Origin of the sequence: Nocardioides sp. SR21 (assembly GCF_022761125.1) — a bacterium.
Lineage (GTDB): Bacteria > Actinomycetota > Actinomycetes > Propionibacteriales > Nocardioidaceae > Nocardioides.
In genome coordinates this window covers 27,479-47,674 of record NZ_JAKWJR010000007.1, presented here as the reverse complement: position 1 = coordinate 47,674, position 20,196 = coordinate 27,479, and the positions used below count along the sequence as shown (strand labels likewise).

Below are 20,196 nucleotides of genomic sequence, written 5' to 3'. Positions count from 1 at the left end.
CTCCGAGTCGGTCGTCAGGTGCGTGTGGGCAGGGCAGGGCGCCCCAGGTCGGCGCTGTCGTGCTCGCCAGGGATGAGTGGTGGTCGTGGTTCAGGCGTCGTCGTGGCCGAGGCTGCTGGACAGCTCGCGGTGGGCGCTGGCCTGGGCGAGGAGGGTCTGGGCCTTGGTCTCGAAGAGCTCGACGGCATCGGCGCCGGCGGCGAACCGCAGCGGGGGCTCGTCCAGGGCGACGAGCTGGACCAAGGCGTCGGCGAGCTTGGCCGGGTCGCCGCCCTGCTTGCCGTCCATGCTCTGCCAGCCCGCGACCGTGGCACGGGTGCGCTCGGCGTAGTCCTCGATGGTCGGCTCGGCGTAGCTGGTCGATTGAGCGCTGAGGAGCTCGGTGCGGAAGAAGCCGGGCTCGACCAGCATCGTCTTGATCCCATACGGGGCGACCTCGGTACTCAGGGCCTCCATGAAACCCTCAACTCCGAACTTCGAGGCGGCGTATGCGGTGAGGAAGTCGCCGGTCGAGGCGATGCCCGCGGTCGAGGAGATGGTCACGACCAGCCCGGAGCGCTGGGCACGCATCTGCGGCAGTGCAGCGCGGGTGACGTTGACCGGGCCGAAGAGGGTGGACTCGATCTGGGCGCGGAAGTCCTCGGGCGCCATCTCCTCGAAGAACCCGGCGTAGAAGCTGCCGGCGTTGTTGACGACGACGTCGAGGCGCCCGAAGCGCCCGACCGTCGCCGCGATCGCAGCCTCGGCGGCCGCGGGTTCGGTGACGTCGAGCGGAACCGCGAGGAGGTCGTCGTGCTCGCCGAGCGCAGTGGTCACGCTGGCGGCGCTGCGGGCCGTGCCGACGACCGCGTAGCCGGCGGCGAGCGCCGCCCGGGCGATGTCGATGCCCATGCCGCGCCCTGCGCCGGTGATGAGCCAGACCTGCTTGTCAGTCATGTGGGGTGTCCTTCAGATCGTCTGCGATTCACTGTCAACGCCTACGGAACCACCGGGCTCAGCTGGGTGGGAGTCCCGCTTGAAGGGTGCACCAGCAGGGCACCCCACGCGCCGCTGACCGCACGTAGCGTGGGTGGCGTGGACAACCGAGCCGAGATCCGTGAGTTCCTGATGTCACGGCGCGCCAAGATCACCCCCGCCCAGGCGGGTCTGCCGCCGGCCGGGCGACGCCGCGTTCCAGGGCTACGCCGGATCGAGGTCGCGATGCTCGCCGGGGTCAGCGTGGAGTACTACTCCCGCCTCGAACGCGGCGACGCCGCCGGGGTCTCCGAGAGCATCCTGGATGCCATCGCCAGTGCGCTGCAGCTCGACGACGCCGAACGCCGCCACCTGCTCGACCTGGTCCGTACCTCCGGCGCCACCCGTGCACCCCGGCGTCGTACCCCGGTCCCGCGGATCCGGCCGACCGTCCAGTACGTCCTCGACGCCATCACCGCAACGCCCGCGATCGTCCACGACGGCCGCCTGAACCACCTAGGCGGCAACGCACTCGGCAAGGCCTTGTTCTCACCGTTCTTCGCCACCGGCGACGAGCAACCCAACAGCGCCAGGTACACCTTCCTCGACCCCCGCGCCTCGGAGTTTCTCCGCGACTGGGACAAGGCAGCCGACGACACCGTCGCCATTCTGCGCGCCGAAGCCGGCAGCGACCCCTACGACCGCAACCTGTCCGACCTCATCGGCGAGCTCTCCACTCGCAGCGAGGAGTTCCGGACCCGCTGGGCCTCCCACGACGTCCGCATTCACGCCACCGGGACCAAACGACTCCACCACCCCGTGGTCGGGGACCTCGACCTGTCCTACGAGTCGTTCCCGGCACCCGACCAGGGTCAGAACCTCCTGGTCTACGTCGCCGAACCGCACAGCCCGTCCCACGACGCGCTCAACCTGCTCGCCAGCTACGCCGCCACCCCCCGCCAAGGCGGCTCGGGCGAGGCACCCAGCGCAGGTCGAGAACATTCCACCGACCGCTCCGACTGACACTCTGGCCAGGCAGCAGAGCGGACTTCATCCCAAGGAAGCATCCGAACCTCGGCCGGTCCGCGCGTCTCCAAACTCAGCAGAATGCGCCCTTACTACGCCGACAACTACCAGCAGTACCTCGCGAAGAACCCGTTCGGCTACCGCTGCCACGCCAACACCGGCGTGAAGTTCCCGGCGACCGCCTGACCGTCGGCGGTAGGCCCCATGTCGTCGACGTGGGGCCTGCTGCCATCCGGGCGGTCGGCCCCTGCGCTAGTCGCTCGCCGTGCGCCATCCGCTGCGCCACGCGATGGCCACGGCCTCGACCTGCGAGGACGCGCCCAGCTTCGTGCGGACGGCGCGGACCTGGGCGCGGACGGTGTGCTCGGACACGACGCGCAGCTGGGCGATCTCCCGCACTCCACGGCCCGTCATCAGGTGCGTCAGGATGTCGCGCTCCTGAGCGCTCAGGCTCTCGAGCTGCCGCCTGGCCACCGCGTGGCCGATCTGCTGCTCGCGGTACGACATGACGACACGCTCCCGCTCCCGGCGGTCGACGACCTGCACGCCGTGCATGGTCCTGCGCACCAGCGAGAGGAACTCGTTCAACGGCATGGCCTTCGTGGCCACCGCATGAGCTCCCAGCGCGAGGGCCTTGCCCTGCCGCTGCGGCCCGTCACCCTCGGTCACCGCGAGAACGCGGTGACCGGCACGCGCGAGCGCATGGATGACCGCCCCACCGTCGCTGCACCTGGAGTGCAGATCCAGGCTCGCCACGACCATCTCAGGGCGTGACGCCTCGACGGCGCTCACGATCGCCTCGGATGTGAGCGCGCCGGCCTCGATCACGCGACAGCGGTAGCCGTGCCGTACCAGTACCTGCTCGATCACCTGCGTGAACAGTCCGTGACCGTCGAGAACGGTCACTCGTTTCAGTTGTTCTTCCACCCTGCCCCCGACCGCTGGGTCCCCCACGAACATCAGAACACGCACGCGGGGAGGGGCATATCCCCCTTTCGGGCTAGTCCGGCGGCGGTCGCGCGGGCCTGCCTGGGTCAGTGACGCAGCGCGTCACCCAGGATCCGGCCGGCCTCGGGGAACCGCTCCGGGCTCTCGCCGGAGTAGTTGAGGCGGACGAACGGGCCGGTGGGCTCGGCCGGGAACCACTCGGTGCCCGCCGCGATCACGAGCCCACGCGCCTGGCAGGCGCGGACGAACGCATCGACGTCGGTGCCGTCGGGCAGCCGCGCCCACAGGTTCAGCCCGCCGGCCGGGACGTGCTCCACGTGCAGGTCCGGCGCCGACTCGCGCACGGCTCGCAGGAGCAGGTCGCGCCGCGCGCCGAGCTGCTGGCGCATGGTGCGCAGGTGCGTGCGCCAGCCCGGCTGGGTGACGACGTCGAGCGCCGCGGCCTGGAGGAGGCCACTGACGTACATCGTCTCGGCGGCCCGGTCGGCCAGGATCCGGTCGCGCGCGGGCCCGCGGGCGATGACGGCGGCAACGCGCAGCGAGGGCGAGACCGTCTTGGTGAGCGAGCGCAGGTAGATGACGTGGCCGTCGTCGTCCTGGCCGACCAGCGGCTGCGGGTCGGCGTCGATGCCGAGGTCGTGGGCCCAGTCGTCCTCGACGAGGAAGGCACCGTGCGCGCGCACGACGTCGAGGACGGCACGGCCGGTCTCGGCGGACCACTGCGCGCCGGTCGGGTTCGCGAACGTCGGCTGCGCGTAGAACGCTCGCGCACCGGTGGTGGCGAACGCCCGCTCGACGTCGGCGGGGTTCGGCCCGTCGGGGCCGCTCGGCACGGGGACCAGGTCGACGCCGCTCTGCCGCGCGGCCAGCACCGCTCCCCAGTACGTCGGCGACTCGATCACCATCGGCTGTCCCGGCCCGACCAGGGCACGGAAGATCGAGGTCAGCCCGCTCTGGCTGCCCGCGATCACCAGGGCGTCGCGCGGCGACGGTGGCACCGGACCGGCGACCTCGCTCGCGAACCAGGCCTGGAGCTCCGGGAGCCCGGCGGCCGGCGCCCGGGTCACGGCGGACTCGGTCCGCGCGGCCCGGACGAGCGCGGCGCGCACGAGGCGCTCGGGGAGCAGGTCCCGCGCGGGGTAGCCCGAGTGCAGCTGGAGGGCGTCCGGCGCGGCGACCTGCTGGGTCGCGGAGAGCCCGACGGCGCGCGACAGAGGGGACCCGAGCGCCGCGGTCTGCCACCCGTAGTCGGCCGGGGTCGTGGGTCGCGCCGCGCGCACGAACGTGCCGACACCGGGACGGCTCTCCACCAGTCCCGCCGCGGTCAGCTGGCGCATCGCGCGCTGCACCGTGACCGGGCTGGCGGCGAAGTCGGACGTGAGGGTGCGGTTCGAGGGCAGCCGGGCGCCCGCCGGCGCGGCCGCGATCCAGGCGCGCAGCGCCTCGACGATCCGACCTGCGCTATCGTTGGTCATGTCAGTTCAGAGTAGCGCTATCGCTCCGGTCGCACCACCGCTACTGCACCCGTCCGGGCTCGGGTGGGGGCTGGTCGGGGTCCTCGCCTTCTCCTTCACCGTCCCGTTCACGCGGTACGCCGCCGACGGCGGCCTGGCGCCGCTGTTCATCGGCTCCGGCCGCGCGGTCGTGGCGGCGGCGCTCGCGACGGTCGTGCTGCTCGCGACCCGCCAGCGCCGGCCGAGCCGGGTCCAGTGGGCGCGGCTCGCGGTGGTCGCCGGCGGGGTCGTCGTCGGCTTCCCGATGCTGACGTCGTACGCCCTCACGACCGTGCCGGCGAGCCACGGCGCGGTCGTCATCGGCCTGCTCCCGGCGGCGACCGCCGCGGCCGCCGTCGTACGTGGCCGCGAGCAGGTGTCGCGCGCTTTCTGGGCGTTCGCGGCGCTCGGCGCGCTCGCCGTCGTCACGTTCGCCGCCCTGCAGAACGGCGGGCTGGGGCAGCTGCACTGGGCCGACCTGCTGCTGTTCGGCGCCGTCGTGGCCGCCGCGATCGGGTACGCCGAGGGCGGGCTGCTGGCCCGCGAGCTCGGCTCGTGGCAGACGGTCTCGTGGGCGCTGGTGCTGTCGGCGCCGCTGATGACGCTGCTGGTCGCCGTCTCGGTGGCCGGCGAGACCCCGTCCGCGACGCCGACGCAGTGGCTGGCGTTCCTCTACCTGTGCGTGGTGTCGATGTACCTGGGGTTCTTCGCCTGGTACCGCGGCCTCGCCATCGGCCCGATGGCGCAGGTCAGCCAGGTCCAGCTGGTGCAGCCGGTGATGAGCATCCTGTGGGCCGCGCTGATCCTGCGGGAGGCGCTGACCTGGCCCACCGTGCTCGGCGGCCTGGTCGTGATCGCGTGCGCACGGTTCGCCGTACGCGCGCGGCTCAGTGCCTGACGTCGAGGCGGGTCCGCCGCTCGCGGTGCCGCGCGTGCGACGGCGCGTGCGGGGCGCGGCGGGTCGTGACCACACCGCCGTGGGTCCCGCGGCGTCGAGCACCGCAGAGATCCCGCTCGGCGTCGACCTCGGGGCCCAGGGCGTCGCGCAGCCGCTCGAGCGCCCGGGCACGGAGCTGGGAGACCCGCGAGTGGCTCACGCCGAGGACGGCGGCGATCTCGGTCAGCGGGCGCTCCGCCAGGAAGTGCTGCTCGACGACCAGGCGCAGCCGCTCGGGCAGCTCGGCGATCGCGTCGGTCAGGTGCGAGATCTGCTCGCGGTGCACCACCGCGGCGAGCGGGTCCGGGGAGCTGCACACCAGGCGCTCGCCGATCGGGTCGGCGTCAGCGGCGTTCAGGGAGAAGACCTGGGCGCGGGCGACCTCGTGGTCGTTGGTGGCGACCTCGGCAGGCGTGAGACCTGCCGCCTGCGCGACCTCGGCCGGGGTCGCGACGCGCCCCAGCGTCATGGCGAGCTCGGCCCGGGTGGCGTCCAGCTCGCGGGAGCGGCGGCGTACCGAGCGCGACGCCCAGTCGACGCGGCGCAGCTCGTCCGCGATCGCGCCGCGGACCCGGGTGGCGGCGTACAGGTGGAACGGCACCCCGCGCTCGGCGTCGAACGCGTGCGAGGCGTGGACCAGGGACGTGAGGCCGGCTGACGTCAGGTCGTCCCGGTCCACGTGGGACGGGACCCGCGCCATGGTCTCCCGGACGATGTGTCCGACCAGCGCGATGTTCTCGACGATCAGGGCTTCGTTGTTGTGGGTCATCTCTTCCTGACTGCCCACGCGGATGCGGTTGAGGTGGGCCCGGGATCCGTACGGTGGCCACCGGGTCGCGGTGGTGCCGTCCCTCAATTCTCCGGATCCACGCCTCCCGCGCCTTGCCGCTCGACGACAGCTTTTTGGCAATTTGCGACAATTTCCGTCGACCTGTCGTACTCGCCGCCCGCCGTTCGTGGAAAGGTGACAGCGGACATCGGGTCCGCGCCGCACGAAGGAGCAGACATGGCCGAGTACCTCATCTACTTCAACCAGCAGTGGGTCGGTGACCACCCCGAGGAGTGGTTCCAGGAGCGCGGACCGCTCGCCCGGGCGGTGGTCGACGAGATGATCGCGGCGGGCGTGTACGTGTTCGCGGGCGGCCTCGAGGAGGACCTCGACCTCGCCTTCAGCGCCGACGCGACCAGCGGCGAGGTGCTGATCACCGACGGGCCCTTCGCCGAGACCAAGGAGTGGCTCGGCGGGTTCTGCGTCGTCGACGTCCCCGACGTCGAGACCGCCAAGGTGTGGGCGGGCAAGGTGGCCGTGGCCTGCGGCTGGCCCCAGGAGGTGCGCCCGTTCGGGCAGTGGGACCCGCCCCGTACCTGATCACCGGCCCTGCTCACCGGCCCTGATCACCAGCCCTGATCACCAGCCCTGGGCGCACTGGTCCAGTCCGGCCTCAACCCGGTGCTCCCCGGCTCCGAAGAGTTCGGTGCGTCTCGGGAACACCTCGGGAAACGACGCCTGAGGGCGAGTGCACGAGCGCCGGACCGGTGGAGCCCACGGAGCCCACCGTGCCGCGCAGCCGATGCACCCGTACGTCGGCCCATCCTCCCGGTGGGCCGGCGTAGCGTCGTACGCCGCGACCGGCCGGGTTGGTCCGGTCGGCAACAATGGCCCGGTGACCGAGCTGCCGCGCAAGGCCGTGGCGCGGACGGCGAAGCTGGCCGCGCTGCCGTTGGGGTACGCCGGCCGCAGCGCCCTCGGGCTCGGCAAGCGGCTCGGCGGCGCGCCCGCCGAGGTCGTGCTGACCGAGATCCAGCAGCGCACCGCCGAGCAGCTGTTCCGGACCCTCGGCGAGCTCAAGGGCGGCGCCATGAAGATGGGCCAGATGCTGTCCGTGCTCGAGTCGGCGTTCCCCGAGCAGGTCGCGGGCCCGTACCGCGAGCAGCTGACCAAGCTCCAGGACGCCGCGCCCCCGATGCCGACCCAGACCGTGCGCGACATCCTCGCGCACGACCTCGGCCCCGACTGGCGCGAGCAGCTGGTCTGGCTCGACGGCGGCCCCACCGCGGCCGCGTCGATCGGCCAGGTCCACCAGGGTCGCTGGCACGACGGTCGCGAGGTCGCGGTCAAGGTGCAGTACCCCGGCGCCGGCGAGGCGCTGCTCTCCGACCTGCGCCAGCTCAGCCGGCTGGCCCACACCGCCGCTCCCCTGGTGCCCGGCGTCGACCTCAAGCCGCTGGTCGCCGAGCTGCAGGCGCGCGCCGCCGACGAGCTCGACTACCGGCTCGAGGCCGACGCCCAGCGCACCTTCGCCGAGGAGTTCCGCGACGACCCCGACATCGTGGTGCCCGACGTCGTGGCGGTCGGGGACACCACGCTGGTCACCGAGTGGCTCGAGAGCCCGGCGTCGATGGCGGCGGTGATCGCGGACGGCACCCAGGAGGAGCGCGACCACTACGGCGAGCTGTTCGTCCGGTTCCTGTTCTCCGGCCCGGCCCGCACCGGCATGCTGCACGCCGACCCGCACCCCGGGAACTACCGCGTGCTCCCCGACGGCCGGTTGGGCGTCCTCGACTTCGGCGCGGTCGCCCGACTGCCCGACCGCGGCCTGCCCGAGGCGATGGGCCGGCTGCTGCGCGTGGCCGCCGAGCAGGACGAGGCCGGCCTGGTCGAGGGACTGCGCGCCGAGGGCTTCATCAAGGACCGCACCCGCGTCGACCCGGCCCAGGTGCTCGAGTACCTCGCGCCGTTCGTCGAGCCCACGAAGGAGGAGCGCTTCCAGTTCTCGCGGCAGTGGATGCGCACCCAGTTCGCACGGATCAACGACCCCCGCGACCCGGCGTACACCGTCGGCATGAAGCTGAACCTGCCGCCGTCGTACCTCCTGATCCACCGCACCTGGCTGGCCGGCCTCGGCGTGCTGTGCCAGCTCGAGTGCGAGGCGCCGTTCCGGCAGATCCTCGTCGAGACGCTACCGGGGTTCGCCGAGAGCTAGGTGCATGACGTGCAGGCCGACGCGGCCGTGCGCGCGTGAGTCGAACGCCGCGGGCACGGTGCCGATGATCGTGAAGCCCAGCGACTGCCAGAGGCGTACGGCGGTGGTGTTGGTCTCGACGACCGCGTTGAACTGGACGGCGTCGAAGCCGGCGTCACGGTGCCACTGCACGACGTACTCCCCCAGCGTCCGGCCGACGCCTCGGCCGCGCGCGGCCGGGGAGACCATGAACGACGCGGTGCCGACGTGGCTGCCGCGCCCCGGCCGGTTCGGCCCCATCGTCGCGCTGCCGAGGATGCGACCGTCCTCCTCGAGCACGACGGTCTGGCCGGGCGGGCTCATCGTCCAGAGCGCTCGGGCCCGGTCGGAGGTGAGGTCGAGCGGGTAGGCGTAGGTCTCGCCGGCCTGCACGATCTCGTCGAAGAACGGCCAGACCTGCGGCCAGTCGGCCTCGGTCATCGGGCGGATGTCGGTCACTCTCCGGTCGCTCCGTCGATCGACTCGCGGATCAGGTCGGCGTGCCCGTTGTGCCGGGCGTACTCCTCGATCAGGTGCAGCAGGATCCAGCGCAGGCTCATCGGGGCACCGGAGCGCGACGGCTTCGCGGCATGGTCGTCGAGCTGCGCGCCGGCGATGACGGCGTCGGCGTCCGCGATCATCTGCTCGTAGAGCGCCCAGATCTGCTCGGGGCTGTCGTCCTTCGCGGAGTTCCAGTCCCAGTCGTAGTCGGCGTCCCAGTCGACCGACGCCCACGGCTCGCTGAGGCCGTCGCCGGCGAACCGGTCGCGCAGCCAGGAGTTCTCCACGAGCCCGATGTGCTTCACCATCCCGCCGAGCGTCATCGCCGACGGCGGCAGCGCGGTCGCGAGCTGCGCGGCGTCGAGGCCGCCGGCCTTCTGGCGGAGCGTCTCGCGGTGGTAGGCGAGGTACGCGAGCAGCATGGTGCGCTCGTCGCCGTGGGTCGGCGGGTCGGTGCGAGTCATCGAGTCTTCCTCCGGGTGATGCAGTACGTCGTGCCGACCGGGTCGGTCAGCACGGTCCACCAGTCGTGACGGCCGCCCTCGCTGGCGCCGAGCGCCACGTGCCGCTCGACCTCGGCATCCCGGTCGTCCGCTGCCAGATCGAGGTGCGCGGACACCCCGTCGGCGTCGTCGTCGAGCTTCTGGACCAGCAGCTGGAGCGGGAAGGCGGCCGGGGGCCGGAGCCGGGTGAACTCCGGGGAGTCCACGGAGACCAGCTCCCACCCGGTGACCCGGTGCCAGAACTCGAGCTCGCGGTCGTGCAGCCGGGGCGGGATGTCGAGACAGACCTGGTCGACCTGGGAGGCGCCGGTCGGCCAGGCGGAGGCCGGCGGGCGCTCGGACGCCGGGTGCGACACGAAGCAGAACACCATCCCGCCGGGCGAGCGGAGCACGACGTACCCGTCGTTCCTGGCCAGCACGGTCGCGCCGAGCACGGCCGCGGCGTCGGTGGCGGCGTCCGGGCTGTCGACGTGCAGGTCGAGATGCAGGCGACCCGGGCCGTCGGCGAGCCGCTGCACCCGCAGGTAGTCGTCCCCGGTCGGCGGCACCAGCGTCGCGAACTCGTCGTCCGCCCCGCGACGCTCCGAGAGCGCGAAGCCGGTGACGCCCTGCCAGAACGCGACGCCGTCCTCGAAGCCGTCCGCCTCGAAGTCGAGGAACGCGCTGACCCAGAAGGGCGCGGTCATGCGACCGGGTTGTGCAGCACGGCACCGGTGGGGGTGATCCGCACGTCCTCCCCGGCGACCTCGGCGGTGCCGTCGACGAGCAGGGTCATGCCGGTGCCGCCGGGTGGCGGGAAGAGCAGCGTGACGCTGGGGTTGGCGCCGGCGTTCGCGACCGAGCCTCGGCCGGGGCAGGCGACGACGAGCTGGCCGCCTGCGACGACGGCCCGGGCCGACACCGCCTTCACCAGGCCGTCCTTCGAGGTCAGCAGGTAGCCGCGGTCGAACTCCGCCAGCGTCTTCGACAGGTCCGCGAGGTCGACGATCACGCTCATGGAGCGAGGCTATCGACCCAGCGCTCTCCTGCCACCGTGGTTTTCCCGGCGCCCGCGGTCAGCTCGGCGACCAGCGCCGCGAGCCGCTCCTCGTCCTCGGGCGGTACGCCGAGGCGCAGCGTGACCTGGGCGCCGTACGCCGAGTCGAGCACCGCGACGCCGCGGGTGCGCAGCTCGCTCTCGACCCGGCCGGCGTCCGCGTGGTCGAGCTCGAGCACGTGCTCGCGGACCAGGTCGCGGCGCAGCAGCCCGCTCGCGTCGAGCCCGGCGCGGACCGCGTCGCCGTACGCGCGCACCAGCCCGCCGGCGCCGAGCAGCGTCCCGCCGAACCAGCGGGTGACCACCGCGACCACGTCGCCGACCTCGCGGCCGCGGAGCACCTCGAGCATCGGGGCGCCGGCCGTACCGGCCGGCTCGCCGTCGTCCGAGGAGCGCTCGACGTCGGGGTGGAGGCGGCCATGCTGGATCCTCAGGCAGGAGCAGTGGTGGCGCGCGTCCCAGTGCTGCTTGCGGAGTCCCTCGACGACGGCTCGAGCGGCGTCCTCGGTCTCGACGCGGGCGATCGTGCAGAGGAACCGCGACCGCTTGACCTCGATCTCGGCCTCGGCGTCGCGGGCGACGGTCAGGTAGCTCACCACAGGTCGAACACGTTCCCGGCGAGGGTGACGATGAACGCGGACACGACCACGATGAAGAAGACCCGGACGAAGCGGGCGCCGCGGGCGACCGCGGTGCGGGCGCCGACGTACCCGCCGACGATGTTGCAGACCGCCATCACGACCGCGACCTTCCAGACCACGGCGCCCTGGGGGGCGAGCACCAGGATCGCCGCGAGGTTGGTCGCCACGTTGGCGAGCTTCGCCTTCGCCGAGGCCTCGAGGAAGCTGTAGCCCATCAGGCCGACGAGCGTGATCACGAAGAAGCTGCCGGTGCCCGGGCCGAGCGCGCCGTCGTAGAACCCGACCGCGAGCCCGGTCGCCATCGCGGCCACCAGGTGCCGGTGGCCCTGGAACCGCAGCGCGGTCTGCTCGCCGAGCTCCGGCTTGAACAGCACGTAGCCGCCGACCACGACCAGCGCGACCAGCACGATCGGCTCGAACGCCTCGCGGGGGATCTGGCTGGCGACCGCCGCGCCGGCCGCCGACCCGACGAACGCCAGCGCCATCAGCGGCAGGAACGTCCTCGGGTCGGGGCGGATCCGGCGGTAGTACGTCGCTGCGCTCACCGTGGTGCCGGAGAACGCGGCGAGCTTGTTCGTCGCGAGGATCTGGACGGTCGAGGCGTTCGGCATGCCGAGCAGCAGCGCGGGGAGCTGGATCAGCCCGCCTCCGCCGACCACGGCGTCGACGAACCCCGCCGCGAGAGCAGCCAGACCGAGCAGGGCGAGCACGGTGGCGGTGGGGTCGTCCATAGAGGTCTTCGGTGGTCGAGTAGCGAGCGCGAGCGTTGGGGTCGTCCATCGAGGACGTCGGTGGTCGAGCAGCGAGCGCCAGCGAGGACTTCGGTGGTCGAGTAGCGAGCGCCAGCGAGGACTTCGGTGGTCGAGTAGCGAGCGCCAGCGAGGACTTCGGTGGTCGAGTAGCGAGCGCCAGCGAGGACTTCGGTGGTCGAGTAGCGAGCGCCAGCGAGGACTTCGGTGGTCGAGTAGCGAGCGCCAGCGAGGACTTCGGTGGTCGAGTAGCGAGCGCCAGCGAGCGTATCGAGACTCCAAGTCGGTTCCAAGTGGACTACAAGAGGGGCCCGCGAGAGTCCTCTCACCGAACCGAATCGGCCCTTCACCGGAACAAGGTTCCGACACCCACACGACAGAGAGAGATCCCCATGAACCGCCTCGTGAACCGAGTGCTGATCGCGCTCGCCGTTCCCGCCCTCCTGATCCCCGCCGCCTCCGCCACCGCGGCCGGCACGGCCCAGGTCCCCTCCATCGACTCCGTCGCCAAGATCTACCAGCACCTCGAGGGCGGCTCGGCGTACGAGAGCAGCTCGAAGGTCTTCGGGCCCGGCAAGAAGTGCAAGCCGGGCAAGGCGATCAAGGGCGCCAGCTCGCGGTCCGCGACGTACAACCCGGACTACAGCTCCGGCGAGATCCCCGACATGACCGGTGAGACCCCGATGGTCTCGGTGACCGCGATGAAGTTCCCGAGCGCCAAGTCCGCGATCGCCTACCTGCACGGCTACGACAAGTCCGCCAAGGACTGCGGCCCCGGCGGCGGCTCGGGCGGCGGTGGCGGCGGTGGCGGCGGCCCCAAGTGCAAGAACTCGATGAAGAAGATCGCCTTCAAGCTCGGTGACGAGCGCTACGGCTACCAGTTCAAGATGAAGTGCAAGGACTCCGCGTCGGTGATCAACACGCTGTTCACCCGCAAGGGCCAGTTCATCGTGTACGCCAACGTGATGTCGATGGACGCCTCCGCGCCGTCGATCCCGAAGTCGGTCGACCTGACCGAGCTCGCGCTCAAGACGGTCAGCTGAACCCTCCGATCGGGTCGTGTGCCTCAATGCCGAGGCACACGGCCCGATCGTCTTCTACTGTCTGGGCATGATCCGCCTCCGGACCCGCCGCGCACTGCTCGCGCTCGTCGTTCCCGCCCTCGCCGTCACGCTCCTCCCGTCCGGCGTGACGGCAGCCGGTCCCGGGCCTGGACTGCCCAAGCTCGCCGCCGTGGCGCGGATCTACCCCCACCTGGCCGACGGCCAGGTCACGAGGTCGCCGGCCGACGGGGTCAGCGGCGTGCGAGCCAACTGCGAGGACGGCAAGGTCATCGAGGGCGCCGTGGGGCGGAGCGCGTCGTACTCCACGAAGCGACACCCCGTCGGCACCCCGCGCAACCCGTCGGTCGACACCTCGACGATGAGGTTCGGCTCGGCCGACCGTGCGGAGATGCTGATGAACCGGATCGGGGCGGCGTTCGCGGACTGCCTTCTCGGCGACAGCTCGGTCCGGGTCACGGAGTTCACGGCCCCGGTCGGTGACCAGCGCTTCGGCTACGTCCTCCGCATGGACATCATGAAGCGCACCCTCATCATGCGGTGGCTGGTCGCGCGGGACGGCCGGTACGTCGTCCTCACCGGGGCGTCGTCGATGGGCAAGAAGACGCCCGCCCTGGCGCCGTTCGTCCGCTTCACCCGACTCTCCCTGCGGGCGGCCCGCTGAGCCCGGCCCGCCTGAGAGCCGCCTAGGCTCGCGGGGTGCGCATCGTCTCCCTGCTGCCCTCCACCACGGAGATCCTGTTCGCGATCGGCGCCGGCGACCAGGTCGTCGGCGTGACGTTCGAGTGCGACTTCCCGGCCGAGGCGAGGACGCGGCGGATCGTGTCGACGTCGGCGATGCCCGAGGGGCTCGCTCCGGCCGAGATCGACGCGTACGTCGCAGGCGCGATGGCCCGCGGTGAGGACCTGTACCACCTGTCGGCCGACGCGCTCGCCGACCTCGACGCCGACCTGGTCGTCACGCAGGACCTGTGCGCGGTCTGCGCGGTCGACGTCTCCGTCGTCGACGACGCGCTCGCCCACCTCGGCTGCACCGCCGAGGTGCTCACCATCGACCCCCACACGCTCGACGAGGTGCTCGGCTCGATCGTCACGCTCGGCTCCGCGACCGGGCACCTGGCCGCGGCCGCGGCGCTGGTCGCGGCGCAGCGGACGCGGCTGGACGCCGTCCGCGCCCGGGTCGCCGGCCGCCCGAGGCCTCGCGTGATGCTGCTCGAGTGGACCGATCCGCCGTACGCGCCCGGGCACTGGGTGCCCGAGATGATCTCGGCCGCCGGCGGCGAGCCACTGCTCGGCAAGCCGGGCGCGAAGTCCGAGCGGGTGCTGTGGGAGTCGGTGCACGAGGCCGAGCCCGAGGTGGTCGTGTGCGCGCCGTGCGGCTACGACCGAGCCGGCGCCCAGGCGCTGGCGGACGAGCTGGTCGCGTCCGGCGTGCTACCCGCCGGGGTGCCCGTCCACGCCGTGGACGCCAACGCCGCCTGGGCCCGCCCCGGGACCCGGCTGGTCGACGGGGTCGAGGAGCTCGCCGCGATCCTGCACCCGGCGTGAGCGCAGCAGCCCGACGGTGCCGATGACCACCCAGACCAGGTTGAGCACGGCCGACGGCCAGGCGCTGTAGTACGCCGAGTTCACCATCAGGAACGCGCCGCCGAAGAGGTTCATCAGCTGGAACGGCAGGCTGGTCCCGGTGATCCGGCCGGCCGTCACCAGCCCGTAGGCGCTGATCAGCAGGAGCATCCCGAGCCAGCCCACCACGTTGATGACGATCACGGTCGCGTCCACGGACTCATCCTGCACCGTCAGCCAGCACCGTCAGCCAGCACGGTCAGCCAGCACCGTCGATCAGCGCTGTCGGTGGCGGCCTCTAGAAAGGGGTCGTGAGGGACCCGCAGGAAGGAGAGTGCTTGGTCTGCTTCGTCCACCGGATGCTCGACGACCACGGCTGCGACGCGACCCTGCTGTGGACGCTGCACTTCCGGGAGGTCCGCTCCCCGACCGCGTCCGGTCTGGAGAAGCGCTACCAGGTCGCCTGCGACTGCCGGGTCGCCGCCGCCCACCGGCTGGTCCGCGAGCTGATGCTGCGTGACCTGCACACCGACGAGCTCGAGCCGCCGCCGCTGCTGCCGACCTGCGGCGGGGTGCGGCGTACCAACACGCGGCCGTGCCGCAACTGGGAGCCCAGCGCTCGGCGCTAGCCCGCTCCTGCGCCGTCGGCCAGGAGCGTGCGGCACAGCACGTCCGCCAGCAGGTCGGCGTACTCCTGCGAGGTACGACCGCTCGTCGCGATCAGGGAGAACCACTCCGGACTGTTGAGCGACCACACGAGGTCGGCGACGGCGTCGTCCGTCAGGTCGTCGCGCACCTCTCCCGTGCTCCGGAGGTCGGCCGCGAACAGCCGCATGTTGGCCGCCCTGCGGCGCGACAGCATCTCGTACTGCTCGGCGCAGGCCGGGTCCGTCGCGCCGGCCTCGCGCAGCGCGTTCATGATCGGGACCGTCGTCGGGAGGAGCCGGCCCATCGCCGCGGCGTAGGTCCGCAGCTTGGCGGCGGCCGTCGGCGCCGCGCGCACCGCCTGCACGTAGTCCCGCTCCTCGGCCGGGACCGGCTCGGGTCCCTCGGCCAGCGCCATGTCGTGGACGGCCAGCAGCAGCTCCGGCTTGCGGCCGACCTTCGCGTACACGGTGTCCACCGCCACCCGCGCCCGCTCGGCCACCGCCTGCACCGATGTCGCGGCGTAGCCGTTCTCGGCGAACAGGTCGCGCGCCGCGGCCAGGATCGCCAGGCGGGTGCGCTCGGCGGCCTCCCGTCGACGGCTCGCGTCGTAGGCGCGACCACCCTTGACCGTCTCGACCATGCTCCCTAGATTATTGATCCGAAGTGCTTTCGGTCGAATTCTAGGGGCGTGTCATGGACGAGCAGCTGGTCGTGCGCGAACCGGGGACCGGACGGTCCACGTGGGCGATGCAGTCCCTCTTCGAGCACCTCCTCGAGCCGGGCCAGAGCGCACGACTCGGCGTGGCTCTGGTGACCCAGCCTCCTGGGGTGGCCACGCCGCTCCACCGGCACGCCCACGAGGCCGAGGCCTTCTACGTGCTGTCGGGCCGCCTGTCCTACCGCGCCGGCGAGGAGACCTTCGAGCTGTACGACGGCTGCTTCATCCACCTGCCGCAGGGCGTCCCCCACGCCTTCCGGATCCGCGGGGACGAACCCGCCCGACTCCTCGCACTGACGGCTCCGGCCGGACTGCTGAGCCTCTACGACGAGGTCGGGATCCCGGCAGCAGAGCACCGGTTGCCCGGCGACGACGGCCTGACACCCGAGGTGGAGATCCCTCGGTGGATGGAGGTCGGGCCGCGGTACGGCCTCGAGGTGGTCGGCCCGCCCATCCCGGAGTGACGTCCTCGCTAGTCGCCGACCCAGAAGCCGCGGCCGCCGAACCAGTCGCCGTAGCCTCCGCCGATCCCACCGCCACGCGAGCCGCGGGAGCCGAGGTAGGACCCGACCACGGCTGCACCGAGGTCGTCGAGCTCGGGCGCGACCACCCGACCGTCGACGCGGCGCGCCATCTGGTCGATGAACCGCGCGAGGCCCGGGTCCTCGCCGAGCCGGAAGAACGTCGTCTGCGCGCCGAGGCGGCCGGCGTTGTCGAGCTCGCGCACGGCGTACGCGACGGTCAACGGGTGCGGCGGGTAGGAGAAGAAGACCTCGCCGTCGGGCTCGAGGTGGGACGTCGGCTCGCCGTCGGTGACGATCAGCAGCACCGGCTGGGCGTTGGGGTGCTTGCGGAAGTGCCGGTTGGCGAGCAGCAGCGCGTGGTGCAGGTTCGTGCCCTTGTCCCACATCGCATCGAGCCCGGTGAGCTGCTCGATCTCCATCACCTCGGCGTGCCGGCCGAAGCCGATCAGCTGGAGGTCGTCGCCGCGGAAGCGCGACTTGATCAGCGTGTGCAGCGCGAGGGCGGTGCGCTTCATCGGCACCCAGCGACCGTCCATCGCCATCGAGAACGACGTGTCGACGAGCAGCGCGACCGCGGCCTGGGTGCGCGCCTCGGTCTCCTGCACCTCGATGTCCTCGACACTGACGAGTGGCACAGCGGCGGCTCCTGAGGAGCCGAGGGACGAGGCGTCTCGCAGGGCACCGGCGCGGCGCAGCACGCCGTTGAGCATCGTGCGCGGGACGTGCCAGGGCTCGGTGTCGCCGAACGCCCATTCCCGGGTCGCCCCGGACAGGTCGCCGGCAGCGCCGGCGCGCTGGAGCTCGCGCTGTCCCTGACGGCCGTTCATCCGCTCGGCGACGTCGCGCAGCAGCGCCTTGCCGAGCTGGCGCATCGCCTTCGGGGACAGCCGCAGCTGCCCGTCGGTACCGCGCTTCATGTACCCGGAGTCGCGCAGCGCCTGCTCGAGGCGCTGCAGGGTGCGGGCGTCGACCGCGGCCTCGTCGCCGAGCTGGCGAGCCAGCTTGTCGAGGTCGAGGTCGTCCATGCGCGCGCCGCCGTACGACTGCGAGAGCTGGTCGCTGAGGGCGTCGAGGTCGGCAAGGTCCTGGAACACACCGGTGCCGTCGCCGAGGCCGAGGCCCTCCTCGCCCGACATCTGCTCGGAGCCGCCCCAGTCCTCGCCGGGGCGCAGCGCCTGGAGGTTGGAGTCGAGCCGGTTGAGGGAGTCCATCAGCTCGGGCGAGCCGAACGCCTGCTGCGAGAGCTGCATCAGCTGCTCGCGCTGCTCGGGCGACATCGAGTTCAGCATCCGCTGCGCGGCTGCGGCCCGCTGGGCCATCGAGTCGAGCAGCTCGTCGATGTTCTGCGGGTTCTCGGGGAAGAAGTCCCCGTGCTTGTCCATGAACTCGTCGAAGTCCTGCTGGGTGTCCTCACCGAGCCGGTGCTTCTCCAGCAGGTCGTTGAGGTCCTGGAGCATCTCGTTGACCGCGGTGCGGTCCTCGTCGGTGGCGTTCTCCAGCGCCTGCTTCATGCCGGCGAACCGCTGGTCGAGCAGCTCGCGGCCGAGCAGGTCCTTGATCTTCTCGTAGTCCTCCCGGGCCTCGCGGCTCTGCCAGTCGTACGACGACAGCTCGCTCACGGCGGCCGCGGTGTTCGGCGGGAGGTTCTCCAGCTGCATCTCGCGGAACGCCCGGTCGCCGTCGTCCATCATCGCGTCGCGGGCCAGCTGCTTGCGCTCCTCCAGCAGGGCGTGGTCCAGCAGCTCGCGGACCTCCTGCAGCGTGCCGTCCAGGTTGTGCCGCTGGGTCAGCTCGCGGCGCCGCTCGGCGACGCGGCGCGCCAGGTCGTCGAGGCCGGTCTGGTCGCGACCGCCGCGCCGCAGGAACTCGCGCATCGCCCGCTCGGGTGAGTACCCCGCCATCACGTCCTCGCCGATGGCGTCGAGCGCCTCGGCCAGGTCGACGGGCGCGGCGAGCGGGTCGCCGCCGTCGTACCTCTTGAAGCGGGTGCGGTCCTTCACGACGGATCCCTCCGCATCCACACCTGGTCGGGGTACGGCGGGTCCGGGGCACGATGCTGCTCGACGAAGCCGTGCGCGACGTAGAACCCGGCCGCCCGCTCGTTGCCCTCGACGTACGAGAGCCACAGCGGCTGGTCGCCGTTCTCCTCGATGACCCTGTCGAGCAGCGCGCGGCCGAGCCCGGTGCCCTGCTGGTCGGGGTGGATGTAGAGCTTCCACATGACGTTGCGGTCGTCGCGGGTGCCCAGGTTGCTGACGCCCACGACGCGGTCGGTGGGGCCGACGGCGACCCAGTGCGGGATGCGTTCGAGCGACTCGGCGAGCGCCTCCTCCGACCACCAGGTCTCAAGGGTGTGGGTCGCCTCGGCCTCGGAGAGGTGCCCGTAGGTCGCGGGGATGACCGCACGCCCGAGCTCGGCCAGCGACGCGGCGTCCGCGACGGTGCCCGGTCGGATCGTGGCGGGGTCAGCCATAGACGGTCTCCGAGCCGTCGGTGTCCTTCCCGATCTTCCGGGCGAGGTACAGGCCTTCGAGCGCGAGCTCGATCGCGCACGCCCGCTCGCCGTCGTTGGTCGCGCCGAAGCGCTCGCACACGTCGTCGTACAGCTCGGACTCGCCCAGCACCGGCAGGCCGGTGAGGAAGTCGCGCGCCGTGACCTGCTCGCCGGTGGTGACCATCGCGCCGTTCTCGATCGCCTCGACCAGCAGTGCGAAGTCGAGCCCGCGGAAGTGCGTGCGGACGGCCTCGGCGGTCGCGGTGCGGAGCAGGTGCGTGAGGATCTCGGTCTCGCGACCCTCCTCGCCGCTCTCGAACTCGATCTTGCCGCCCAGCACGTCGACCGCGGTCTCCAGGTCGACGACCCGGGCGACGGCCTCGTCCTCGCCCTGGGAGGTGGCGCGGTGCAGAGCGGCGGCGGCGATGGTCTCGGCGCCCGCGATCGCGAACCGCGCGGAGACACCCGAGCGCTGGTCGACGGCGTTGGACTCGCGCAGCTGGCGGGTGAACCGGGCCAGCACCTCGATCAGCGCGTCCGGCACCTCGGCGACCAGGTCGGCCTCCTGCCGGATCACCGCGACCTCGTCCTCGAGCTCGGTCGGGTAGTGGGTGCGGATCTCCGCGCCGAAGCGGTCCTTGAGCGGGGTGATGATGCGGCCGCGGTTGGTGTAGTCCTCGGGGTTCGCGCTGGCAACCACCAGCACGTCGAGCGGCAGCCGCAGCACGTAGCCGCGGATCTGGATGTCGCGCTCCTCCATCACGTTGAGCATCGCGACCTGGATCCGCTCGGCGAGGTCGGGCAGCTCGTTGATCGCGACGATGCCGCGGTGGCTGCGCGGGATCAGCCCGAAGTGGATGGTCTCGGGGTCACCCAGCGACCGGCCCTCGGCGACCTTCATCGGGTCGACGTCACCGATCAGGTCGGCGACGCTGGTGTCCGGGGTGGCGAGCTTCTCGGCGTACCGCTCGTCACGGTGGCGCCACGAGACGCGCAGGTCGTCGCCGTACGTCGCGACCGCGGCCTTGGACGCGTGCGTGATCGGTTCGTACGGGTGCTCGCCGAGCTCGGAGCCGGAGATCACCGGCGTCCACTCGTCGAGCAGCCCGATCATCGTGCGCAGCAGCCGGGTCTTGCCCTGGCCGCGCTCACCGAGCAGCACCACGTCGTGCCCGGCGATCAGGGCGCGCTCGAGCTGCGGGATCACGGTGTCGTCGAAGCCGTGCAGGCCCGGCCACGGGTCCCGGCCCTCGCGGAGCGCGGCGAGCAGGTTCGCGCGGATCTCCTCGCGCAGGGACTTCTGGACGTGGCCGGAGGCACGCAGCTCTCCGACCGTGCCGATGGTGGGCTGAACGGAGGGAGCAGTCACGACCCTCACGCTACTGCCGCGATCCA

General features: G+C 72.1%; 24 protein-coding genes. 9 read left to right on the top strand and 15 right to left on the bottom strand.

Going from position 1 to position 20,196, the window contains the following annotated elements:
- Nucleotides 1-90 precede the first annotated feature (90 nt).
- Nucleotides 91-936: an SDR family oxidoreductase gene (locus MJ604_RS14320; protein WP_243059159.1), complete on the bottom strand. Its 846-nt coding sequence runs from the start codon at nt 934-936 to the stop codon at nt 91-93.
- Nucleotides 937-1,074: 138 nt separating this feature from the next.
- On the opposite strand from MJ604_RS14320, the gene MJ604_RS14315 reads away from it, so the two are divergent.
- Nucleotides 1,075-1,977 carry a helix-turn-helix transcriptional regulator gene (locus MJ604_RS14315; RefSeq protein WP_243059158.1) on the top strand — a complete coding sequence of 301 codons (903 nt, stop codon included), beginning with the start codon at nt 1,075-1,077 and terminating at the stop codon, nt 1,975-1,977.
- A gap of 255 nt (nt 1,978-2,232) precedes the next feature.
- On the opposite strand, the gene MJ604_RS14310 is transcribed toward MJ604_RS14315, so the two are convergent.
- Together MJ604_RS14310 and MJ604_RS14305 are read right to left on the bottom strand one after the other, a co-directional pair.
- Nucleotides 2,233-2,940 (bottom strand): LuxR C-terminal-related transcriptional regulator, encoded by a 708-nt coding sequence (locus tag MJ604_RS14310; RefSeq protein WP_243059156.1) that lies wholly within the window; start codon nt 2,938-2,940, stop codon nt 2,233-2,235.
- 74 nt (nt 2,941-3,014) lie between these two features.
- Entirely contained in the window at nt 3,015-4,403 is a 1,389-nt protein-coding gene (locus tag MJ604_RS14305; protein ID WP_243059155.1) for a PLP-dependent aminotransferase family protein, read from the bottom strand.
- Between MJ604_RS14305 and MJ604_RS14300 the strand changes: the two genes are divergently transcribed.
- Complete coding sequence (locus MJ604_RS14300; RefSeq protein ID WP_243059153.1) at nt 4,402-5,319, top strand: DMT family transporter; 918 nt, start codon at nt 4,402-4,404, stop codon at nt 5,317-5,319. The two genes, MJ604_RS14305 and MJ604_RS14300, sit on opposite strands and share 2 nt — an antisense overlap.
- Here the strand turns inward: MJ604_RS14300 and MJ604_RS14295 are convergent.
- Nucleotides 5,309-6,127, bottom strand: coding sequence for a sigma-70 family RNA polymerase sigma factor (locus MJ604_RS14295; RefSeq protein ID WP_243059152.1), 819 nt, complete (start codon nt 6,125-6,127; stop codon nt 5,309-5,311). The two genes, MJ604_RS14300 and MJ604_RS14295, sit on opposite strands and share 11 nt — an antisense overlap.
- Nucleotides 6,128-6,364: 237 nt before the next feature.
- Between MJ604_RS14295 and MJ604_RS14290 the strand changes: the two genes are divergently transcribed.
- Both MJ604_RS14290 and MJ604_RS14285 read left to right on the top strand, forming a co-directional pair.
- Nucleotides 6,365-6,727 (top strand): YciI family protein, encoded by a 363-nt coding sequence (locus MJ604_RS14290; protein WP_243059150.1) that lies wholly within the window; start codon nt 6,365-6,367, stop codon nt 6,725-6,727.
- Nucleotides 6,728-7,022: 295 nt separating this feature from the next.
- Nucleotides 7,023-8,342, top strand: a complete 1,320-nt coding sequence (locus MJ604_RS14285) for an AarF/ABC1/UbiB kinase family protein (RefSeq protein ID WP_243059149.1) — start codon at nt 7,023-7,025, stop codon at nt 8,340-8,342.
- On the opposite strand, the gene MJ604_RS14280 is transcribed toward MJ604_RS14285, so the two are convergent.
- The 6 genes from MJ604_RS14280 to MJ604_RS14255 are packed head-to-tail and all read right to left on the bottom strand — an operon-like array spanning nt 8,319 to nt 11,772.
- On the bottom strand, nt 8,319-8,819 hold the full coding sequence (locus tag MJ604_RS14280) for a GNAT family N-acetyltransferase (RefSeq protein ID WP_243059148.1): 501 nt from the start codon (nt 8,817-8,819) through the stop codon (nt 8,319-8,321). The two genes, MJ604_RS14285 and MJ604_RS14280, sit on opposite strands and share 24 nt — an antisense overlap.
- Nucleotides 8,816-9,325 carry a DinB family protein gene (locus MJ604_RS14275; RefSeq protein ID WP_243059147.1) on the bottom strand — a complete coding sequence of 170 codons (510 nt, stop codon included), beginning with the start codon at nt 9,323-9,325 and terminating at the stop codon, nt 8,816-8,818. The genes MJ604_RS14280 and MJ604_RS14275 overlap by 4 nt, the downstream gene beginning before the upstream one ends.
- Nucleotides 9,322-10,050: a VOC family protein gene (locus MJ604_RS14270; RefSeq protein WP_243059145.1), complete on the bottom strand. Its 729-nt coding sequence runs from the start codon at nt 10,048-10,050 to the stop codon at nt 9,322-9,324. Before MJ604_RS14270 ends, MJ604_RS14275 begins: the two co-directional genes overlap by 4 nt.
- Complete coding sequence (locus MJ604_RS14265; protein ID WP_243059143.1) at nt 10,047-10,361, bottom strand: pyridoxamine 5'-phosphate oxidase; 315 nt, start codon at nt 10,359-10,361, stop codon at nt 10,047-10,049. The genes MJ604_RS14270 and MJ604_RS14265 overlap by 4 nt, the downstream gene beginning before the upstream one ends.
- A complete protein-coding gene (locus MJ604_RS14260; RefSeq protein ID WP_243059141.1) occupies nt 10,358-10,996 on the bottom strand; it encodes a YigZ family protein in 639 nt (212 codons plus the stop codon). The genes MJ604_RS14265 and MJ604_RS14260 overlap by 4 nt, the downstream gene beginning before the upstream one ends.
- Nucleotides 10,993-11,772: a TSUP family transporter gene (locus MJ604_RS14255; protein ID WP_243059139.1), complete on the bottom strand. Its 780-nt coding sequence runs from the start codon at nt 11,770-11,772 to the stop codon at nt 10,993-10,995. Before MJ604_RS14255 ends, MJ604_RS14260 begins: the two co-directional genes overlap by 4 nt.
- Before the next feature lie 410 nt (nt 11,773-12,182).
- Between MJ604_RS14255 and MJ604_RS14250 the strand changes: the two genes are divergently transcribed.
- From MJ604_RS14250 to MJ604_RS14240, 3 genes are all read left to right on the top strand, one after another.
- Nucleotides 12,183-12,833 carry a hypothetical protein gene (locus MJ604_RS14250; protein ID WP_243059138.1) on the top strand — a complete coding sequence of 217 codons (651 nt, stop codon included), beginning with the start codon at nt 12,183-12,185 and terminating at the stop codon, nt 12,831-12,833.
- 67 nt (nt 12,834-12,900) lie between these two features.
- On the top strand, nt 12,901-13,515 hold the full coding sequence (locus tag MJ604_RS14245) for a hypothetical protein (RefSeq protein WP_243059134.1): 615 nt from the start codon (nt 12,901-12,903) through the stop codon (nt 13,513-13,515).
- Between the two features lie 35 nt (nt 13,516-13,550).
- On the top strand, nt 13,551-14,399 hold the full coding sequence (locus tag MJ604_RS14240; RefSeq protein WP_243059133.1) for an ABC transporter substrate-binding protein: 849 nt from the start codon (nt 13,551-13,553) through the stop codon (nt 14,397-14,399).
- Here the strand turns inward: MJ604_RS14240 and MJ604_RS14235 are convergent.
- On the bottom strand, nt 14,286-14,633 hold the full coding sequence (locus MJ604_RS14235) for a hypothetical protein (protein ID WP_243059132.1): 348 nt from the start codon (nt 14,631-14,633) through the stop codon (nt 14,286-14,288). The two genes, MJ604_RS14240 and MJ604_RS14235, sit on opposite strands and share 114 nt — an antisense overlap.
- A 95-nt stretch (nt 14,634-14,728) precedes the next feature.
- On the opposite strand from MJ604_RS14235, the gene MJ604_RS14230 reads away from it, so the two are divergent.
- Complete coding sequence (locus MJ604_RS14230; RefSeq protein ID WP_243059131.1) at nt 14,729-15,046, top strand: DUF2695 domain-containing protein; 318 nt, start codon at nt 14,729-14,731, stop codon at nt 15,044-15,046.
- On the opposite strand, the gene MJ604_RS14225 is transcribed toward MJ604_RS14230, so the two are convergent.
- Nucleotides 15,043-15,705, bottom strand: a complete 663-nt coding sequence (locus MJ604_RS14225) for a TetR/AcrR family transcriptional regulator (RefSeq protein WP_243059130.1) — start codon at nt 15,703-15,705, stop codon at nt 15,043-15,045. The genes MJ604_RS14230 and MJ604_RS14225 overlap by 4 nt on opposite strands.
- Before the next feature lie 53 nt (nt 15,706-15,758).
- Between MJ604_RS14225 and MJ604_RS14220 the strand changes: the two genes are divergently transcribed.
- Nucleotides 15,759-16,247: a cupin domain-containing protein gene (locus tag MJ604_RS14220; protein WP_243059129.1), complete on the top strand. Its 489-nt coding sequence runs from the start codon at nt 15,759-15,761 to the stop codon at nt 16,245-16,247.
- Between the two features lie 8 nt (nt 16,248-16,255).
- Here the strand turns inward: MJ604_RS14220 and MJ604_RS14215 are convergent, their stop codons facing one another.
- Genes MJ604_RS14215 through MJ604_RS14205 form a run of 3 tightly spaced genes read right to left on the bottom strand, consistent with a single transcriptional unit; the run spans nt 16,256 to nt 20,170 of the window.
- Nucleotides 16,256-18,307, bottom strand: coding sequence for a VWA domain-containing protein (locus tag MJ604_RS14215; protein ID WP_243059127.1), 2,052 nt, complete (start codon nt 18,305-18,307; stop codon nt 16,256-16,258).
- The gene (locus tag MJ604_RS14210) at nt 18,304-18,780 is read right to left on the bottom strand and encodes a GNAT family N-acetyltransferase (protein ID WP_243059124.1); all 477 of its coding nucleotides are present in this window, start codon (nt 18,778-18,780) and stop codon (nt 18,304-18,306) included. The genes MJ604_RS14215 and MJ604_RS14210 overlap by 4 nt, the downstream gene beginning before the upstream one ends.
- Nucleotides 18,773-20,170: a magnesium chelatase gene (locus tag MJ604_RS14205; protein WP_243059123.1), complete on the bottom strand. Its 1,398-nt coding sequence runs from the start codon at nt 20,168-20,170 to the stop codon at nt 18,773-18,775. Before MJ604_RS14205 ends, MJ604_RS14210 begins: the two co-directional genes overlap by 8 nt.
- Nucleotides 20,171-20,196 lie beyond the last annotated feature (26 nt).

What these genes read in the sequence shown, in the direction of transcription:
- MJ604_RS14305 (WP_243059155.1), bottom strand. Translation starts at nt 4,403, where the DNA reads ATGACCAACGATAGCGCAGGTCGGATCGTCGAGGCGCTGCGCGCCTGG.
- MJ604_RS14275 (WP_243059147.1), bottom strand. Translation starts at nt 9,325, where the DNA reads ATGACTCGCACCGACCCGCCGACCCACGGCGACGAGCGCACCATGCTG.
- MJ604_RS14210 (WP_243059124.1), bottom strand. Translation starts at nt 18,780, where the DNA reads ATGGCTGACCCCGCCACGATCCGACCGGGCACCGTCGCGGACGCCGCG.
- MJ604_RS14310 (WP_243059156.1), bottom strand. Translation starts at nt 2,940, where the DNA reads ATGTTCGTGGGGGACCCAGCGGTCGGGGGCAGGGTGGAAGAACAACTG.
- MJ604_RS14320 (WP_243059159.1), bottom strand. Translation starts at nt 936, where the DNA reads ATGACTGACAAGCAGGTCTGGCTCATCACCGGCGCAGGGCGCGGCATG.
- MJ604_RS14220 (WP_243059129.1), top strand. Translation starts at nt 15,759, where the DNA reads ATGGACGAGCAGCTGGTCGTGCGCGAACCGGGGACCGGACGGTCCACG.
- MJ604_RS14290 (WP_243059150.1), top strand. Translation starts at nt 6,365, where the DNA reads ATGGCCGAGTACCTCATCTACTTCAACCAGCAGTGGGTCGGTGACCAC.
- MJ604_RS14245 (WP_243059134.1), top strand. Translation starts at nt 12,901, where the DNA reads ATGATCCGCCTCCGGACCCGCCGCGCACTGCTCGCGCTCGTCGTTCCC.
- MJ604_RS14265 (WP_243059143.1), bottom strand. Translation starts at nt 10,361, where the DNA reads ATGAGCGTGATCGTCGACCTCGCGGACCTGTCGAAGACGCTGGCGGAG.
- MJ604_RS14295 (WP_243059152.1), bottom strand. Translation starts at nt 6,127, where the DNA reads ATGACCCACAACAACGAAGCCCTGATCGTCGAGAACATCGCGCTGGTC.
- MJ604_RS14300 (WP_243059153.1), top strand. Translation starts at nt 4,402, where the DNA reads ATGTCAGTTCAGAGTAGCGCTATCGCTCCGGTCGCACCACCGCTACTG.
- MJ604_RS14255 (WP_243059139.1), bottom strand. Translation starts at nt 11,772, where the DNA reads ATGGACGACCCCACCGCCACCGTGCTCGCCCTGCTCGGTCTGGCTGCT.
- MJ604_RS14270 (WP_243059145.1), bottom strand. Translation starts at nt 10,050, where the DNA reads ATGACCGCGCCCTTCTGGGTCAGCGCGTTCCTCGACTTCGAGGCGGAC.
- MJ604_RS14250 (WP_243059138.1), top strand. Translation starts at nt 12,183, where the DNA reads ATGAACCGCCTCGTGAACCGAGTGCTGATCGCGCTCGCCGTTCCCGCC.
- MJ604_RS14225 (WP_243059130.1), bottom strand. Translation starts at nt 15,705, where the DNA reads ATGGTCGAGACGGTCAAGGGTGGTCGCGCCTACGACGCGAGCCGTCGA.